Here is an 18,072-nt window from a genome sequence, read left to right as displayed (position 1 = left end):
TATAGACAAATTGGATCGGCTTAATTGCTAACCATTTACTTACTTCAGGTGAATTTCTTGCATGACTTTAATATTGTAATAAAGGCTATCCGTCATCGGATTAGGAATCAAATCTGCCTGAAAAGCCTTCACCAAATCCTGGACGGCATCTTCAATTGTGTGCTGAGGCACAAACCCCAGTTCCCTCTTAATCTTCTCCGATGAAATGTGATAAGAGCGGTTGTCATTGGTCGGTGTGCTGACAATTTCTACTTGTTTTCCTACCACATTTCGCACCATTTGAGCAATTTGCATCACCGTATGATTTTCATAACCCGCGTTGAAAATCTTGCCATCGATCGCATCATCTGGCAATTCGAGGGACTTGATATAAAGGTCGGTCATATCCTCAATGTGAATGTTTGGCCGCTTCTGTTCGCCGCCAAACACGGTAATTTTACCATTATTGACAGCGTGGTTAGTGAGAATATTCACTGTCAAATCCAGCCGCAAACGAGGGGAATAACCGCAGACGGTTGCCGGCCGCAGAATCAAGGTAACAAACCCCGGTTCGCGGTTTGCCAGCAATACATCCTCGCACATTGCTTTATACTTGGAATAATCTGTTAACGGTTCTAGTGGCAGTTCTTCGCTAACATTTTCGGTTTCTTTGATGCCGTACACGCTGGAAGAAGAAGCATAAATAAACCGTTTGACACCGCTGTTTTTGGCGACATCTACTAAGTCAACAAAAGCATCGTAGTTAATCGATTTACCGAGGTCTGGATCTAATTCAAAACTCGGATCGTTGGAAATGCAAGCTAGATGGATGACAGCATCGCATCCGGGTAGAATTTTTTCGAGGAGTGGGCGATCGCGAATATCTCCCTTAATCTCTTCTAACCCAGGATGATCTTTGACGGAGGATAGAACATCTTCTCCATAAATGTACAAATCCACAACCTTAACTCGATATCCAGCTTGCAGGAGTTTAGGGACTAGAACAGCCCCCACATAACCCGCTCCGCCTGTGACTAAAACTTGTTGCATTTGATTCACCCTAAATTACTCAATTACTTTCAACTTGGTAGTCCTGGACGCATGGGGGCCTAGAAACCGGGTTTTTTCACGAAAAACTTTGTTGGAGCATCGCAGATTCGATAAAAAACCCGGTTTCTGACCACCCGTGGGGGTGAATAAACCCTTGACTGCCTTTCTTCCATATGTCTAATATTAATTATCCCACTGAATGTGTTACGTTAAACTTTTTTGACTGCGGATAATTACGCTCATTTGGAATTAAATTAATAATTTCTGGCATTGATGAAACTACGGTTATTTGCTCGTAAAATGGAGATTTAGACAAGTCTTGCTGTTCCTGTATTCCATAGCCAGTTTTAACCAAAAAGGCTTTCATACCTAACTTCAAACCAGGCTCTAAATCCCTGAGTCTATCCCCGATCGCCCAGCATAGCGTCGGATCTAAACTATGGTGGGCGATCGCTTGGAGAAATAACCCAGGCGACGGCTTGCGACACTCACAAACATAACTATACTTGATAACTTGACCTTGCGGATGATGGGGACAGTAATAAAAATCGGCGATCGCCCCGGTCGCAGCTTCAGCATCCTGCCGCATCTTATCATTAACTGCCTCCACTGCCTCCACTGGGAAATAACCCCTAGCCACTCCCGATTGATTAGTCACCACCAATACTGAGATGTCCTGAGTCTTCAGGAATTTTAGTGCCTCCAGCACTCCCGGAACCCACTCAATTTGGTCGGGGTGGCTCAGGAAGTGGCTATCTTGAATTAGAGTACCATCGCGATCGCACAAAATTGCTTGCGGCTTGGTAAAATATGCCATCTTTATACCTTTAAAACTGTAGTAGCAAATTTCAACAACCGAGATTTTTCTACAGGTTCAGCATTCCCTAGAGTATTAGCTGAAATTGCCCCAGCCAAATTCCCTAGTAGCGAACCAACTGCGATCGGCAATTCCAATTTCGCACTCAAGCTAGCCAGAGCAAAAAACGCATCACCCGCCCCAATTGTATCCTTCACCGCCAGCGTCATTGCCGGACTCAAATCTTCTTCTCCTTTAGCATTCATTCCCAAGGCTCCCGAAGAACCCAAAGTCAGCCATCCTTGTTGAGCATCTAGATGCTGGAACAAGCCTTTAAGTAGATAATTGTGGTCTCCGTAACGGCTAGAAAAAGCTAAACGTAGTTCTTGTTCGTCCAAGCAAAAAACATCAGCTCGGCGGTACTTAGTAATTAAGTTATAGCCGTAATTTGCACTATTTGTTTGGCAGTTCAAAGCTAAAAATGGAGATTCACTTTGAACCAAATCCATGAGTTCAGCATCTAGCAATCCATGTCCGTAATCTGCAACCACCACCAGATCATAATCCCGAATCGTTTTCCGTAAACGATCTAACAAATTTTGCCGCTGACTGGGAGCAGGTCCTTCTTCTTGCAGCTCATTAATAGAAAACAACTTGCTGTAATTATCTCTCATTCCCTGCCGCTCAATGTAACGGCGTTTAGTGACCGTGGCTGCACCATTTTCATATTGCAAATCTAGCCGAATACCGCCATTTATATTATTCAAAATCAAGCTGTGAATGTCGGGTTCATTTCCCACGACACCAGCCACAGTTACAGAGTCTACAAAACTAGCAATGTGGCGAGCAATAGCCAAAGAACCTCCTAAATGCTGTTCTTTCTTCAAAAAGCGAGTCGAAATAACTCTGCCTTTAGAAGTCAAGCCCTGCACTGTACAGTGGACAAATTCATCAATAATGACGTCCCCCAACACTAAGACTTTGAGTTTTTGCATCGCATCAACGCCCTTACGAATTTCATCAAAAGGGTATTGTTGGCTTAATTGAATGGCATAGCTTTTGATATGCGGTGGCAACACATCGGTGTAGTTATTCAGAAGCTTTGTTGAGCTAAAGACAATCTCGCCTGTATAGCGAATTTCACCACCGTAGGCTTGAACTCGATCGGCTTCCCGGTCAATATTTTTAGTAACATCTTGACTGTGGTCAGCATATTCGTGACCTTTGCAGTAAAAATTTGGCTGAACTCGATCGAGTACATCTAAAGCTGTGGCAACAGGAGCTAATAGCACATAGTCTACGCAAGCTAAAGAGGCAAGAGAATAAAGTCGCAAATCGTCAGAAAAAACCGGTCTCCCAGGGCCTCGGTTGACATAAGGAGCTGCGGTAATGGAAACTACCAATACATCTCCTAAAGCTTTGGCTTCTTGCAAATGGGCAATGTGACCGGGGTGAAGCAAATCAAACACCCCATGACAGAGAACTATCTTGCGGTTCTGTTCTCGGACCTTAGCAAGTACCTGTTTACAAGTTTCAAAATCAAGATATTTTTCTGTGTTTTTTGTCAGCATCTGTGAACTAAATTGTGTACTTTCTAACTCAGACGGGCTTGCCACCATACAATACCGGATCATCCCAGTTTTTATAAATATACTAGGTGATGTTCGCGATCGCCCGTCTACAAACTTGAGTCTGAAATGAACTGACTTTGTTCACCCAAACCGCAGCAGGTTTTATTGATGCGACACTATCCCTGAACACTTTTAATCGCCGAGCTACAAACAGACTATTATCCTAATAATGCCCGTCTTATTAGATCTTTCAAGTGGCTATTTTAAACAAAAGACTTGGATTTAAGACTAATGTTCCCGCCACCTGAACCTAGATCCGCCCTACTTGGGTTTTAACAGCCAGAACACGCTGGATCAATTCTTTCCATTCCAGCGAATTACTCAGGGAGTTCGTATCAAAATACTCACCTTTTTCTAAAGAAAAGCGACCAAAATTTTCTAACCAATTCATTACTGTTGCTGTTCGTGAGAAAGGCGTACAATTCAAGGATTTCTGTAAAGAACGAGACATTCCAGTCCTATCGTTGTTGCGATAAGCATACCAGGCTTCCCAGACTAGAACGCCGTACTGCACCTGATTGCTTTGATCTGGATTGTTGACCGTATTTTCCTCAAAACGCGATCTCTCTAATTCCCCCGCAGTTTGGTGCAGTTGTGACTGAGACTGTTCCAATGCTTGCTGAGTCGAGTAAAGTTGGGACTGCGACTGTTCCAATGCTTGCTGAGTCGAGTAAAGTTGGGACTGCGACTGTTCCAATGCTTGATGGTGTTCGGCTTGGGAGAGTTCCAATGCTTGCTGAGTTTGATGGTGTTCTGCTTGGGAGAGTTCCAATGCTTGCTGAGTCGAGTAAAGTTGGGACTGCGACTGTTCCAATGCTTGCCGAGTTTGATGGTGTTCTGCTTGGGAGAGTTCCAATGCTTGCTGAGTCGAGTAAAGTTGGGACTGCGACTGTTCCAATGCTTGCCGAGTTTGATGGTGTTCTGCTTGGGATATTTCTAATTCTTGCTGAGTCGAGTACAGTTGCGACTGTGACTGTTCCAATTCTTGCCGAGTTTGATAGTGTTCTGCTTGGGATATTTCTAATTCTCCCAGAATTTGATGGTGTTGGGCTTGGGATAGTTCCAATTCTTCCTGAATTTGATGGAGTTGAATTTGTATTAATTCACAATCTTCCTGAGCCTGATACATTTGCGACTCAAATCGATCGCGATCTTCCTGAGCTTGATAAAGTTGAGCTTGGGTTAATTCCAACTCTCCCTGAGTTTTGTAAAGTTGTGACTGGGATATTTCCAAATCGCTTCTAGTTTGATGTAGTTGGGGATGAACTTTTTCCAACTCTTCCTGAGCTTGATATAGTTGCGACTGAAATCTATCGCACTCCTCCTGAGTTTGATAAATCTGAGCTTGCGCGAGTTCCAATTCTCCTTGAACGGGATAAATTTGACCTTGGACTACTTCTAACTCTTTTTGAGTTTGATTCAATTGGGTCAGAGATTGCTCTAGCTCTGCCTGAGTTTGATATAATTGCGATTGTGACTGCGCCAACTCTCTTTGACTCTGATGCAGTTGGGACTTGCACTGTTCAAACTCTCTCCGTTGTTCGTAGGTCATATGGTAATATAAATCTGTTGGTTCTACATTTAAGTTAAGATTAAAGTCGCTTGAAACCTTGGATAGTTCTATTATTGCAATTGAATTTGCCTGTGACCAAGGCCATCCGTATTCGCTATCCCTAAGTTCGAGAACATCTACTTCTCTCCAAAGCATATAATGCTTATCGTCTGCTGTTTCTCTATCTATTAGCTTTAAATAGTTTGCGGATATGGCATTTTTGGGAATGCCATATTTTTTCCATAAAACTTCTAAATACTCTTTGCTAAACTGAATGTACCATTCTGCATCTGTAAGTCTGCCAAAAGGAACTGTTATCAAGGCTTTTCCATTCATAGCCAGCAAATCGTATATTTTGGCGATCGCCTTCAAGGGACCTTCGAGATCGCGCGACTGTGTTTTTTCGCCATAGCCTCCCGAAGGATCTCCGGCTTGCCCTATGTGTTCTACACTGGAAATTGATACTATTGCATCATATTTTTCCGCTGAGGGCAGGTCCATCAAATCTTCATTTTCTACACCGAGGTCTACTTCAAATTTATCTATAATTCGTCTCGTTCTCACACCCATGTTTTCGCTCAATGAGTTTTCGTAGTGAGAGAGTACGTTGCCCACTTCTAGGATTTTTTGAGTATTTTCCAGATTGGCAATAAAATCAAAGGCGATAGAAATTTCTACTGCTCTTTCTGTCGGATTATTAAATTTTATCCGATTGTAATATAGCTCTTTACCTTTAAAAGTAAAGGTTCTTGTCCACTTACTCATTTTTTCCTCAAAATGCAAACTCTCAAGTTATCTGACACAGCTAACGATGAAAATATGGACTGCTGGACAGTAGTATCAAATTTAGCGTTCAACCAGTGATTATAAGTAATTTCACCACAACTTAATAAAAGTTAGCGTTCTTACTCGATATTTTCACCCCATATTGTCTCAAACTCCTCGACGATCGCCCGAAACCCCACCCAGCCGAATTGCTAAAACCCCCATTCGCGCTAGGACAACGCACTTCGAGAATGATTTCCCAAAAGCCTACCACAATTGGGAGTAAGTTTTGCCATCGCCCCCAAGGAACTCAAGCCATCACCACCCACGAACATACCAGACCGCAGCCCCTCTCAGGATGTTCCCACAGCACCGGTATGATCCACAAGTCCTCAGCGCGGAATCCTAGGCGATCGCACTGACGATACATATTACCGCAAAAATACCTTAACGAATATCACCACAGGCCAACCAATAACCCGAATTAACTCCCCAGCCCCTTTCCCTGCAATGCTTGGGATGTAAAAAATTTTAAAACCCCCCTTCTGCAAGAAGAGGGGTTGGGTCGAAATTCGGCGTTTCTATTCACCTGTAATATAGCAATCCTAAATCATTTGTGAATTTCTTACTCCCGGACCTTAATAAGGGGAGGGTTGGGGTGGGGTAAAAAACTTTACGACTCATTTAGGACTGCTATATGTCTAATTAGCTCGTAAATTTCTACATAATCTTTAGCTGGATATTTCCACGAATTATCACAATTCATGCCTTGAACCACCAATTTTTCAAATTCATCGTGATAGTCATACCACAAGCCGAGCGCCCGATCCATTGCAGATTCTAGAGCATAGTAGTCGCTTTGGTAAAATACATAGCCATTGCGTACTTCTGGGAGATGGTTGCTGTCGTAATCGCGATCGAACACAGTATTCACCAAACCTCCAACTCCCCGCACCACAGGCACTGTCCCATACCTCAACCCGATCATCTGAGTCAGCCCACAGGGTTCGTAATTGCTCGGAACCACAATTAGATCGGCACCACCATAAATCAAGTGGGAAAGTTCCTCATTAAATCCGAGTTCCAAATGGCAGTCTGGATTGTCATTTAAAAACCATTTTTCGTGCTGGAAATGTGCATTAATTCCCGCTTCCGTAGCCGAACCTAGAAGCACAAACTGTGCTCCTTTATTGAGAGCATAGTAAAGGGCGTGGTGGACGAGATGAACGCCTTTTTGGTCATCTAAACGACCGATAAAGGTAATGATTGGCTTGTCAGCATCTCGCAGCAAAAGTCGATCGCGTAAAGCCTGTTTAGTTTTCGCTTTTCCAGCCAAATCTTCCTGAGTGTAGTGGTGAGGAATGTAGCGATCGCTTTCCGGATTCCACACATCATAATCAATACCGTTGAGAACTCCACGGAACTTATCTTGATATAAATGCAAAGTGTGCCCTAAACCGTAGCCAAACTCACCCACATGAGCTTCCCAAGCGTGGTGTGGCGATACAGTGGTGACAAAGTTCGAGTAAACAATGCCACCTTTCATAAAGTTGATGGCAAAAGGGTTAAAATTATCTTGGAGGCGATCGTACTGAAAATAATAATCCTCTCGATTCAAACCAGTTGCTTGCAGAATTTCGCTACCGCCCATACCTTGATGTTTGAAATTGTGAATGGTATAGCAGACTCGCTGATTTTCCATCCAATTATATTTGTAAATTTCAAATAACATGACTGGCACCAAACCAGTTTGCCAGTCGTGACAGTGGATAACATCAGGGCGTTTGTTAGTTCTGAGTAAAAATTCCAAAGCGGCTTTGCTGAAGAAAGCAAAGCGCATATTGTCATCATGGCAACCGTAATAACAGCCACGGTTAAAAAAGTTATCTTGAGAACGAGGTTCAATGAAAAAACACAATTGCCCGTGCACCCAGCCACAAAAAACATCACACAGGATTTCGCCACCGTACCAAGGGACTGGGAGATCCCGATAGGCATCGTGCAATCCCCAAATGTGGTCATACCTCATGCAGTCGTACTTGGGTAGAATAATCTCCACTGCATGGCCAGAATTCTGCAACTCCCGACTCAAACCATAAACTACGTCGCCCAAGCCTCCTGCTTTGATGACGGGGGCGCATTCAGAGGCAATTTGTACGATGTACATTTTTCGTGTTAACTCCTAGGTGAATCAAAAATATTTTCTTAATTTGACAAATTATATGATTTTTAGGTCAATAAGCAAGTCCGCCATTGGAAATAAAAAGCCACTCCCTTTATCATTCGGCGGTTGAAATCGCTTAATAGTCAAACAAAGTCCACTCCAAGACTAAGAAATAAAAAGGTAGTTAAGCCAGAATGACAACAGTCAACAGTCAACTGACAACAGTCAACAGTCAACTGACTATCGATCGAGCTGGCGCTGAATTTGCCTCAAAGATTGGTACATTTCTGGAAGGCGGTTGTAGACGGCTGCGGCTTTGAGAAATAGTTTGTGGGGAATTGCCGGCACACCAGTCACGATCGCCCCTGGTGCCACATCACTATGAATTCCAGCTTTCGCTGTGGCGATCGCCCCATCTCCAATTTTAGCTTGATTAGCAATCCCGACTTGACCAGCCAAAATCACATTATTACCAATTTTGACCCCACCAGCCATGCCAACATGAGCAGCAAAGGCGCAATTTTTCCCAACTTGACAGCCATGACCGACGTGTACTAGATTGTCAATCTTGGTATTTTGACCAATGCGAGTTTCTCCAACAGCGGGTCTGTCAATGGTGCTGTTGCAACCCACCTCAACGCCATCTTCCAAAACAGTGCAGCCAGACTGCTCCATTTTCACCCACCCTGTCGCTGTCGGCACGAACCCAAAACCTTCGCTCCCGATCGCCGCACCGCTATGAATCACGCAATTTGCCCCAATGCGAGTACGTTCGTGAATCACACAGTTAGCGTGTAAAACAGTGCCAGAGCCTATTTCCGCATCTGGGTAAATTACCACATTGGGATGAATGCAAACATTGCTGCCAATTTTCACTCCAGGTTGAATCACGGCGTGGGGGCCTATATAGACATTTTCACCAATTTGTGCTGTGGGGTGAATGGTGGCAGAGGAATGGATTTCTGAGGTTGGGCGAAACGGTTGATAAAACAGGGCGATGGTTTGAGCAAACAGCAGTCGCGGATCGGGTGCGGCTATCCAAGCAATGTGGCGATCGTCACATTCAGCCTGGAGGCTTTCATCTAAGGGCAAAATTAAGGCAGAAGCATTTGTCGAGGCTGCATGGGAGGCAAATTTCGCACCTTCTATATAACTGATTTTGTCCGATGCAGCTTCATCAACTGGGGCGGCACCAGTAATTTCAGGATCGGTAGCCACCGACGCTGTGAGTGTGCGACTGCTGGCTAAATTCAGTTTTTCTACGACTTGGCTAAATTTCATCTATAAAAATGTGTGATTAACAGGGATTTACCATTGTTAAAATTAGCAGGTTTGGAGCACGGTCTGAGCAGCATCAAAAAACTCCTATAAAATCCTCTCTTCATCGTCCTGTATTGAACTCTCTCTTCTCTTCCTTCGCGTCCTTAGCGCCTTCGCGGTTAAATCACCTGACGATACAACCGGAATTGATATCAGGCGACTACACCATAGCAAGAGCCCCGACTTTTTTGCCAAGCCAGGGCTCTAACAGGAATTATTTTTCGCAGTTATTGTACGGAAACTGCATCGACATCAACGGTGCTGGTTTTAGCTTCAGAAGGGCTGCCGGTGGCTTCAGATGTGGAATTTGTCTGAGCTTGGCGGGATTTAAAATAGTCGATCGACATTTGGGAAACTTCCGAAATCAGTAGCACGGCGATCGCCACATCGTCAATTTGTCCAACCACCGGCAGGAAATCGGGCGCAATGTCGATCGGGCTTACGAGATATGCTAGGGTTCCCAAAATAATCCACCAGCGGTACTTGGGGTTGCGGATGGTGTCACGATACCAGTTGTAAACAGATTGTATAGAAAAGTTCATGGGGTTGTCCTCTACTTATATTTTCAATCTTTACAGATTCTCCCTCGAAACGTTTGTGGAGATATCCCCCCTAGGGTTGGTTAGAGAATGCTACTTGGAAGTATGGGGAATTGGGCACTGGGAATTGGGCCACCTCCCCCTAACCGCCCCTACGGATATATTTGCAAAAATGGGATGCTCCCGCTGTTTCATTCTTTGTAGGGGCAATCCCCCCGTGGTTGCCCCAATCTGTGAAACACATCCAAAATCGTCTGTGAGGGGGAGTAGTGCCAAGAATGCCTACCCTCCCCGTCTTAGATTGGACTGCTGTCAATTTCAAATTAGTGTTCTGTCACCTACTGCTATTTTCAATTTTCAAACGGTTCTGTAGTGAACAGTTTTTTAGTATAAAATGAAACTCATATTTTTCAATATTTTGAACAGGTCGATCGGCGGAATTACCGACACTTTTATCACTCAAATTCAGCAAAAACGAACATTTTTTAAGGCTAAAAATTGTACCACTCAACCTATTTATTGATTCTCAGCATCATCTAATTTTCTATCTAGCTATCATCCTCCCATTTTAATAATTACTGAAAACCTCAATATCGACACAAATTGTCTAAGTACAGATTGTAAAAGTTAGTATCATAAAATACCCGTAGTTGAAAAAGTGCTCGACCATGAATTTAATCCCCAAAATCCTCCCCCTTACGAACCTTGAAACGTCCATTTTTGGTCGCCGATCGCAATTTCGCAACCACTCGTTAGCCAAAAAGGTTCCTGAGCCGCCAGTCTTTGTCCGCCAACAAAAGTACCATTGGAACTGCCACAATCCACAAGCTGATACCGCTGTTTTCCTTGTTCGTCATTGGCCCGACGGATTTGAGCATGGTAGCGGGAACTTTGCGGATCTTGTAACACTAAAGTATTGCTCGGTTCCCGTCCGATAGTAAAGGGATTGGTGGTGAGGGCGATCGCCTGTCCTGAAAGTTTGTATACTAAGTGTGCGGTTGTTTGGCGATCGCTACTTGCCAATACCGTCGGTGCAAGTTGGGGGCGATTCTGGGCGGATGGTAAACTATTTTGAGCCAGTTGTGCTGTCAGTTCTTGTAAATCGCGATCGCATCCGGCGCTATCAGAAGTTGGCAGACTTGCAGGAGATTGAGCTGATATTAAGTTTAACTGTTGTACGGGAGCTTGAGGCAGAATTGGCCGCCCTGCTTCGGCAATTCTCATTTGTAGGGAGGCGGAATTTTCTGCTTCTTGTCTGGCGCTCATTCCTTCAACTTGGCGAATCACTCCGTTAGTTTCGGGAAAGCTGACATCGCCAATTCTGACATCTTCTAAGGTGAATCCTAAAGTGTAGAAATCTTGGACGCGATCGAGTAAATTTTGACGCAGCAACAGCCTTCCTTGACTAATAAGCTGGTTGAGGGGAATTTGCCCGATCGCAACTCCCATGCAATCTTTCACAGCACTTGCTAAAGCTGCGATGGGATCTGACAATTCCAAAGCTACTCTTTTGGGGTCTATAACTTGATAAATAACTGTCAGTGTAGCATCAATTAAAAACCGGTCTTTCGACAAAAAATCTCCTTGGGATTGCACGTCCAAGTTACGCAGTTTGGTATCTACCAGGACAATTTGACACTGTTCCAGTAAGGGAAGGGCAAAGGTGAAATGGCGTCCCGCTTTCAGGGTACGCACCACGCGACCGTTTTTGACCACCAAACCCGCGTAACCGGCCCCAATAAAGTCCATGCTAAAGCCGGCCCAGCGTTCGGGTGTAACGGTTTGAATCAGGGGAGAAGCGTTGTTCATGGGAGGAGTTGAGGGAAGGGAGATTCTACTGTTAGGGTAACAAATTGCTGGGGGCGAGCGATCGGGCAGTGTGCCGGTTCAGCAACCTCTATTGTATACTTCAGGACTCCGGGTGATTCAGCCCGGACTGAATCTAGTTTGCATCTAGTTGGTAGCCAGAGTCATCTAGATGCTGTTTGGAGTCAAATATAGAAGCAATTAACTGCTTAGTTAATTGCGATTGTCAAAAAATAGTTTATCCCTCAATTATAACTACTTGGGAATCGCCACCAAAGTTATAGAATTCGCTGGGTAAGTAGCCCCAAATCCCGCAGCGCTGACACCCAAATCCCTCTGACGCACAATCGCCCCCAAATTCGCCTTGCTGTAAGTATAAACTTGAGCCTTACCCCCTGGATTAAACCCTTTCAAACTCAAATTGCTAGTGATATTATTCTGAGTTTTATTAATAATTACCAGGGTCAAAACACCGTCTATACTCCGATGAGCACCATAGATTGATAAAAGTCCTTGATTAGTGCTACGGGAGCGCACCCAAGTATCACCATACTTACCACCTTTGCCATCATAATTCATGTACATTCGGAAAGCATAAGCCCCCGGTTCCGATGACTGAGGAGGTCCCCAGAGCGTAGCTAAATCCACTTGTTCCCGCCCAAAAATGCCCAGGATATCTGCCTGGGTCAAAGCCCCATTTATCGAGTCTAAAGCGCCCCAATTGTATTCAGTAATTGCCAGTTTTGTACCTGGATAATCTTGCTTTATCCACTGTTTAAATCTGGGAAGAATTGTGAGGGGAGGATTGTATTTTCCAATCCAACTTTCATCAGTATAAGTTGCATCCCAGAGAGAACGAGTCGATCGCAGCCGCAGCGCTTGGGTTTTGGCATCACCGGCGGGACAAAGGGCTATACAGGTATTCTCCGCCGAAGGATAATAGTGTTCGTCAAAATAATCGAGAATCCGCACACCTTTGTTTTTTTCGTAAGCGCGCATTTGCTGCAAATACCAGCGCGCAAACCAGACACCACCGTGTTTTTGGCGATCGCCCTCAACCCCAGAATCCACATAGACAGGCCAGCCAAAATCCGATGGTCCCAGTACCTTAGCGCTAGGATCTGTCGCTTTTATCATGGAAGCATATTGGTAAGTGCGATCGCGCAATTCATCATAACTCGTCGGTTCTGGATGAACATCGCGGTGAGTATTTCCCCAGCCACTTGGTTCGTTGTCCATTTGGTAAATTTGGACACCACCTTTAGCGGCAGTACCGTGGGTTTTAACTAAGTGTTGAACCCACCGCTTTTGAAAATTTGGGTCGCTAACAATACTGACATCCAGCCGATTATTATTAGTAATTACAGTACCATCTGGACGCTTCCCATTGCCGCATTTATCACCTTCTGGAAAAATGTAAGGATTAGTTTTTTCTTGCCGCCCATATTTCGATACTCTAAAACCGCAGTTCCAAGTGCTAAACTTATTGATATAGCCAATCATGGGAATAGTAACAATACTTTTACTACCATTGGTGCGGTTAGTTTTGATAATTTTATCTATAGAATCCCCCGGAATAGGATTTTTATTGTCGCCGCCACCCATGAAAAAGAAGTCATCACCAACGTTGGAGGAATCGACTAGCCAGTTGTAGCGACTGGTGTGATTGGCGCCCCAGCGTTCCACTGGAATTCGTAATTCTTGGGCTAGGGCCGGATCGATCGCATAATCATTCATACCATAGATGTCGGGACTGATCGAATGGCGATCGGCTGTAACATCAACAGACAAGGTTAAACTACTGGTTTGGGCGATGCCATTTTTGATAGAGACTGTGGTTAGGGCAATTGCGAAAGCACCGATTAAACCGAATAAAAATAGGACAAGCCAACAAGGTTTATTTTCGGGAGAATGGAATGAAAATCGTGGATTCATTAATTTATGGTATATAGCCTTTCTCAGTTAGGTAGGTACTAGGTAAGGGGTATAGGGCATTACTAATTACCTATTACCAATTACCTATTACCAATTCTCGATCTTACCTCATAGGAGAGCTCGAAAGGCTATAGTGTTTAATTGTGGGACAACAGCAACAGCAGCGCTAAGTAAGCTTTAATAGAATTGTTGCGAGAAAAAGGCATTGACCCCCAACAATTGTAAGGGCGATCGCCCACCTAACACCAATTCCTCCAGACTTGCTACCCTAAAGAGAGTTCGATTTAATCAAAATCAGCAATTATGAGCGGTACTGTTACATCCCCCAACAACCTCAACCAGCAGCGGCCACTCGCTACGCCATCCGCTGACACTTCGAGTTCCCTGCTGGGCGATTTCATCCAAGAAACACTCGCATTAACCAAGCGCCTGTTTATTCAATTACAGCGCCGCCCCTCGACGCTAGTTGCAGGAATTATTCAGCCACTGATGTGGTTGGTTTTGTTCGGCGCGCTGTTTGAAAATGCACCCGCCGGCTTGTTCGGAGAAAGCCAAAATTACGGACAATTTCTCGGCGCTGGTGTCATCGTTTTTACTGCCTTTGCAGGGGCGCTGAATGCCGGTTTGCCGATTATGTTCGATCGCGAATTCGGATTTCTCAACCGCCTATTAGTCGCGCCCCTAGCTTCCAGATTTTCCATCGTCCTAGCTTCGGCTATTTTCATCGTCACCCTCAGCTTCATCCAAACCGGCGCAATTGTCACCGCGGGCGCATTCTTGGGCGCGGGATTCCCTGGAATTGCCGGACTAGGGGCGATCGCCCTCATAGTCCTGTTGTTAGTTTTGGGAGTCACGGGTTTGAGTCTCGGTTTAGCCTTCGCTCTTCCCGGTCACGTAGAATTAATTGCGGTAATTTTTGTTACTAACTTACCACTATTATTTGCCAGCACAGCCCTCGCGCCGCTGTCCTTTATGCCAGAGTGGTTGCAAGTTGTGGTGACACTCAATCCTCTCAGTTATGCGATCGAACCCATCCGCTATTTGTACCTGCACAGCGATTGGTCCCTAGCAAGTGTCGTCATGCAAGCTCCCTGGGGTAATGTCACCTTTGGAGGAGCGTTGTTAGTCTTGCTAGCCTTTGATGCAGTAGCATTGTTGAGCATTCAACCTCTGTTGCGACGGAGATTTGCTTAACCAGAATTTTGTGCGATCGTTGTGCGATGTTAGATGTTAGATTTTAGACTGCTCCCACGGTGAAGATCGGGGGATTGGCGATCTAAAATCTATCATTTTTCCTACTTACAACGACCCGCCGCCCAATTTTGATGTCCGCGATTTGGCTGACACTTCGATTGTCGCCCTATCCAGACAATTTCCCACTTATTTTGCTTGAATGCAAGTTCGATGCGGTGGCGCATTCCAGCGACAGAATCGTCAGCTAAACCAATGACTGTATGCACAATTACTGCTGTTTCTCGCCGGGGATATTCCACCGAAATTGCATCGCTTTTTCTACCTTCAGATTCTCGATCGCTACTAAAGAGTTTTGATGCGATATCTTTGGGAGTGGAAACTGTAATTTGGCGATCGCCCAGGAACTGTTTGACGTTAATTGATTCGTAGTTCGATCGAGTTGCGGGCTGCGCCATTGCTACAATCGGAAGTTGGATGCAGGTGAAAACAGCTAGGAAAAAGAGCGATTCCTTGACAATTAATTTATTCATTATGCTGGAGATTGTTCGAGAAATTTTTGTCTCCTTGATGCGAAAGCCGCCAAGTCTGCTTTGGTGAATTGGGTTTGCTGGAATGAGGGACGGGAGATTAGGCGATCGCACCAAGCTTGAATTTTCGGATATCCGTCTATGGATACACCAACCCAGGATAACAAAGGCACGACAGTACCGGCAACGCAATCTGCTAAAGTTACATGATTGCTAGCGAAAAAAGGGCGATCGTCCAACAAACCTTCAAAGAATCTCAACACAGTCTCGACTCAAGATAGTCAAGAATTGCCAGAGATTCGACAATGGTGAAGTCACCAGATTAAAAAATCAAGAAAAATCTGATTGCCAAATATGAACTGCCCGCCGTGCTAAATTCCTCTGACGGGCTGCGATCGCATCTGGCGTCCAATCTTCTGCCAAGATGTTCTTTGTCAAAGCATAAACACTCTGCTGATATTTTTCTCGTTTTATCTGATAATTTTTTTGTCCAATATCGCGATTAAAAGAAGGTTCTAAAAGACTTAAATTACCAAGACGGTAAACCATTTCCTCTATCTGGACATCAGTGAAATTTTGTCGCCAGTCATCTGTTGGTACTTCCGGCAAAATGTGTTCTATAGAAAAACTATCTTCATTAACCTCAATGCCAGATTCATCTGCCTCTAGGTTGCAAAAAATGTAACGAACTAACTTACGCTTTTGACCTTTTGTAGACAGAGAAAGCAAAGCAAAGTCCTGCTGAAATTTTTCATCCTTAACATACCCCGGACGCAGTGCATCAAACACCTGTCGCATACCCGTTATTTTGCCGCTAGTAATGTCGAGCGCAGCGTTATTATAAAGCAATTCTAATTCATTGGGATTCAAGCTGCTAACGATACTGTAGCGGAAGGAAATAGCAACTACAAGCTTTAGCAAGCGAGTAAAATCTTCAGCCGAGAATCTCTGATAAGCAGCAAATAGGGTTGGATATACCTGCTTAACCCGAAACAAGTTCAGCGCGCGAATATATGGTTGATTCTGTGGAGTATCGCGCCAAAATTCATCATTTGGACTACCAAGAGCTACAAATAAGCTGCTGAAATTCTCCAGTTTGTCAAGCAAGTCAAAAGCTTGTTGAGCATTTTTGACAGATTCTCGAACTAACTTAAATAAGCGCTCGCGTCGCACTCTGGAATAATTTAGACTGAGATAGTAGCGCAAAAATGCGGGAAACTCCTCCATCTGAACCATATTGATAATGCGCTTCCACTGTCGTTGAGCTGCTTTTAAATCGTCTGGGCCTTGAAACAGTGAAAACAGATAATTTTTCAACAAATCAGTAGAAGTTAGCTCTAATCCCCTAGCATTTAGTGTCTCGAAAACAGTGTAAGCATTCAGTTCATCTTCGACGCTAATTTGGATAAAAAGTAGTCGCTGGGCAACAGTATCTCCAAGAAAAGCAGTTAGCTTTTCTCCATCCTGAAATATGTCAGGCATTTTTTCTAGTTCTTGGGAAAAGTAATCGAAAGCTTGCCATAGTAGTTGATTGGATTTCGAGAGCGATCGGATATTTAACGGCTTTCTGAGATTGACCAAATTGCTTTGATAGAAATCATCATTATTTTCATTTAAAAATAGTTTGCTAGAGTAACGGAGAGAACGCGGATCTCGATCGCCCAGATAGGTACGCTTGAGAATTTCTTGCCGTTCTCGGTTGGCTTCAGGCTGAACATTTTGCTCTACCAACCGTCGGATTTTTTCAATCACAGCAACGGCAATAATGCTGAGAGTGGCTAATCGCTGTTGACCATCGATGACTGTAAATTCTTTGTCAGCAGTAGCCGAGCTTTGTAGCACGAGTGCTCCCATGTAATGGCTAACACTGAGGTTGTTGTGCAGCATCAAAATATCTTGCCAGAGGTCTTCCCAGTTCTCCTCCGTCCAAGAATAATCCCGTTGGAATGGCGGTACTCGATAGATTTTGCCATTGCCGATTAAGTCCCCGAAGCTAGTAGTCCGGGTCTCTAAGAGATTAGTACGAGCCATAAGACTGAATAATACAAGTTAGTTTAGCTATCATTAGATTTATTTTCTCCAAGTTTATCCTCGACCGTTTCACCGTCTCCACTGGCGGATTAGTTTTTGCTGAGTTTTATCAAAGTTCTTCGAGAGCTTGATATGAAATTGCTCTGATCCGTTCACAGGCATCCTCCGCCGTCATCGCCGAGCTAGTTTCCCACTCTGTAAAAGTCTCTTAAATCACCTCTACAGGTAGTATGAGGGATCGATTTCAGAGTCATCGTCAGAGGTACGTTCGGCACGAATCTCGTCCATAATTTCCTGAAAATCTGGATCGGTCTTGATTGTATCGCAGAAAAAAATCCCTCACCATTTCAGGCAAGGGGCGATCGCTTTTTTAGAGCTAACTCGTCTTTAGTTGCTCTAATTTTTGTCTAACCAAGATATCAACTTCCTCAACATCAGCACTTGATTTCGGGAGGTCAAACGTCTTGGTTGAGGCTTCAGAGGTAAAACGGTCAACAAAGGCATGAAACGCTGTTCTATCATTGGGGTGAGCAATGACATAAGCTCTTAGCTCTATTTTAGTCATCCTATTAAATTCAGGCTCGCTCACAAAAACCTCCACAAACCATTGCGATAGATTTCTATCTCTATATTATCTCCTGCCAATATAAATAGATTACCTGTTCGCTCGTCTAGGCGGACAATGAAAACAGGGGTGAATGTATTGGTTAAGGATTGACATAGTATGACACATCTGATTCCTTGTTCAGCAGTTGGCAAGTTCATTTTAACTTTCCGAAGTTT

The 18,072-nt window shown here is 44.2% G+C and carries 15 protein-coding genes; 1 reads left to right on the top strand and 14 read right to left on the bottom strand.

Annotation, left to right across the window (positions count from 1 at the left end):
* Positions 1–39: 39 nt before the first annotated feature.
* The 9 genes from P2A85_RS04585 to P2A85_RS04545 form a co-directional block, all read right to left on the bottom strand.
* On the bottom strand, positions 40–1,029 hold the full coding sequence (locus tag P2A85_RS04585) for an NAD-dependent epimerase/dehydratase family protein (protein ID WP_377477811.1): 990 nt from the start codon (positions 1,027–1,029) through the stop codon (positions 40–42).
* 187 nt (positions 1,030–1,216) lie between these two features.
* Entirely contained in the window at positions 1,217–1,846 is a 630-nt protein-coding gene (locus tag P2A85_RS04580; protein ID WP_377477810.1) for a D-glycero-alpha-D-manno-heptose-1,7-bisphosphate 7-phosphatase, read from the bottom strand.
* Positions 1,847–1,848: 2 nt separating this feature from the next.
* The gene (locus tag P2A85_RS04575; protein ID WP_377477808.1) at positions 1,849–3,396 is read right to left on the bottom strand and encodes a PfkB family carbohydrate kinase; all 1,548 of its coding nucleotides are present in this window, start codon (positions 3,394–3,396) and stop codon (positions 1,849–1,851) included.
* Positions 3,397–3,706: 310 nt separating this feature from the next.
* Complete coding sequence (locus tag P2A85_RS04570) at positions 3,707–5,773, bottom strand: hypothetical protein (protein WP_377477807.1); 2,067 nt, start codon at positions 5,771–5,773, stop codon at positions 3,707–3,709.
* A 673-nt stretch (positions 5,774–6,446) separates the two neighbouring features.
* Positions 6,447–7,940 carry a glycogen synthase GlgA gene (glgA, locus tag P2A85_RS04565; RefSeq protein ID WP_377477806.1) on the bottom strand — a complete coding sequence of 498 codons (1,494 nt, stop codon included), beginning with the start codon at positions 7,938–7,940 and terminating at the stop codon, positions 6,447–6,449.
* A 237-nt stretch (positions 7,941–8,177) separates the two neighbouring features.
* Positions 8,178–9,218 (bottom strand): UDP-3-O-(3-hydroxymyristoyl)glucosamine N-acyltransferase, encoded by a 1,041-nt coding sequence (lpxD, locus tag P2A85_RS04560; protein ID WP_340517604.1) that lies wholly within the window; start codon positions 9,216–9,218, stop codon positions 8,178–8,180.
* A gap of 266 nt (positions 9,219–9,484) precedes the next feature.
* Positions 9,485–9,799: a YkvA family protein gene (locus P2A85_RS04555; protein WP_340517602.1), complete on the bottom strand. Its 315-nt coding sequence runs from the start codon at positions 9,797–9,799 to the stop codon at positions 9,485–9,487.
* Between the two features lie 693 nt (positions 9,800–10,492).
* Positions 10,493–11,605 carry an SPFH domain-containing protein gene (locus P2A85_RS04550; RefSeq protein ID WP_377477805.1) on the bottom strand — a complete coding sequence of 371 codons (1,113 nt, stop codon included), beginning with the start codon at positions 11,603–11,605 and terminating at the stop codon, positions 10,493–10,495.
* Between the two features lie 252 nt (positions 11,606–11,857).
* Entirely contained in the window at positions 11,858–13,537 is a 1,680-nt protein-coding gene (locus P2A85_RS04545; protein ID WP_377477804.1) for a glycoside hydrolase family 44 protein, read from the bottom strand.
* A gap of 303 nt (positions 13,538–13,840) precedes the next feature.
* Here P2A85_RS04545 and P2A85_RS04540 point away from each other — a divergent pair, with 303 nt between their 5' ends.
* The gene (locus P2A85_RS04540) at positions 13,841–14,731 is read left to right on the top strand and encodes an ABC transporter permease (protein ID WP_377477803.1); all 891 of its coding nucleotides are present in this window, start codon (positions 13,841–13,843) and stop codon (positions 14,729–14,731) included.
* A gap of 101 nt (positions 14,732–14,832) precedes the next feature.
* On the opposite strand, the gene P2A85_RS04535 is transcribed toward P2A85_RS04540, so the two are convergent.
* The 5 genes from P2A85_RS04535 to P2A85_RS04515 form a co-directional block, all read right to left on the bottom strand.
* A complete protein-coding gene (locus P2A85_RS04535) occupies positions 14,833–15,261 on the bottom strand; it encodes a hypothetical protein (RefSeq protein ID WP_377477801.1) in 429 nt (142 codons plus the stop codon).
* Entirely contained in the window at positions 15,261–15,521 is a 261-nt protein-coding gene (locus tag P2A85_RS04530) for a glutathione S-transferase family protein (RefSeq protein ID WP_377477799.1), read from the bottom strand. The genes P2A85_RS04535 and P2A85_RS04530 overlap by 1 nt, the downstream gene beginning before the upstream one ends.
* 67 nt (positions 15,522–15,588) lie before the next feature.
* On the bottom strand, positions 15,589–17,289 hold the full coding sequence (locus P2A85_RS04525; protein ID WP_377477797.1) for a DUF262 domain-containing protein: 1,701 nt from the start codon (positions 17,287–17,289) through the stop codon (positions 15,589–15,591).
* A 376-nt stretch (positions 17,290–17,665) separates the two neighbouring features.
* Entirely contained in the window at positions 17,666–17,878 is a 213-nt protein-coding gene (locus tag P2A85_RS04520) for a DUF6887 family protein (RefSeq protein ID WP_371115101.1), read from the bottom strand.
* Positions 17,875–18,054, bottom strand: coding sequence for a DUF6888 family protein (locus P2A85_RS04515; protein ID WP_371115102.1), 180 nt, complete (start codon positions 18,052–18,054; stop codon positions 17,875–17,877). The genes P2A85_RS04520 and P2A85_RS04515 overlap by 4 nt, the downstream gene beginning before the upstream one ends.
* Positions 18,055–18,072 lie beyond the last annotated feature (18 nt).

The sequence above is a fragment of the Microcoleus anatoxicus genome (assembly GCF_042465725.1).
Taxonomy (GTDB): domain Bacteria; phylum Cyanobacteriota; class Cyanobacteriia; order Cyanobacteriales; family Microcoleaceae; genus Microcoleus; species Microcoleus anatoxicus.
The sequence above is the reverse complement of the archived record's forward strand: the minus strand, read 5'-3'. Positions and strand labels throughout refer to the sequence as shown.

Excerpts from the sequence above, each read along its gene's own strand:
- P2A85_RS04585 (WP_377477811.1), bottom strand. The coding sequence starts at position 1,029 with ATGCAACAAGTTTTAGTCACAGGCGGAGCGGGTTATGTGGGGGCTGTT.
- P2A85_RS04580 (WP_377477810.1), bottom strand. The coding sequence starts at position 1,846 with ATGGCATATTTTACCAAGCCGCAAGCAATTTTGTGCGATCGCGATGGT.
- P2A85_RS04575 (WP_377477808.1), bottom strand. The coding sequence starts at position 3,396 with ATGCTGACAAAAAACACAGAAAAATATCTTGATTTTGAAACTTGTAAA.
- P2A85_RS04570 (WP_377477807.1), bottom strand. The coding sequence starts at position 5,773 with ATGAGTAAGTGGACAAGAACCTTTACTTTTAAAGGTAAAGAGCTATAT.
- glgA (WP_377477806.1), bottom strand. The coding sequence starts at position 7,940 with ATGTACATCGTACAAATTGCCTCTGAATGCGCCCCCGTCATCAAAGCA.
- lpxD (WP_340517604.1), bottom strand. The coding sequence starts at position 9,218 with ATGAAATTTAGCCAAGTCGTAGAAAAACTGAATTTAGCCAGCAGTCGC.
- P2A85_RS04555 (WP_340517602.1), bottom strand. The coding sequence starts at position 9,799 with ATGAACTTTTCTATACAATCTGTTTACAACTGGTATCGTGACACCATC.
- P2A85_RS04550 (WP_377477805.1), bottom strand. The coding sequence starts at position 11,605 with ATGAACAACGCTTCTCCCCTGATTCAAACCGTTACACCCGAACGCTGG.
- P2A85_RS04545 (WP_377477804.1), bottom strand. The coding sequence starts at position 13,537 with ATGAATCCACGATTTTCATTCCATTCTCCCGAAAATAAACCTTGTTGG.
- P2A85_RS04540 (WP_377477803.1), top strand. The coding sequence starts at position 13,841 with ATGAGCGGTACTGTTACATCCCCCAACAACCTCAACCAGCAGCGGCCA.
- P2A85_RS04535 (WP_377477801.1), bottom strand. The coding sequence starts at position 15,261 with ATGAATAAATTAATTGTCAAGGAATCGCTCTTTTTCCTAGCTGTTTTC.
- P2A85_RS04525 (WP_377477797.1), bottom strand. The coding sequence starts at position 17,289 with ATGGCTCGTACTAATCTCTTAGAGACCCGGACTACTAGCTTCGGGGAC.
- P2A85_RS04515 (WP_371115102.1), bottom strand. The coding sequence starts at position 18,054 with ATGAACTTGCCAACTGCTGAACAAGGAATCAGATGTGTCATACTATGT.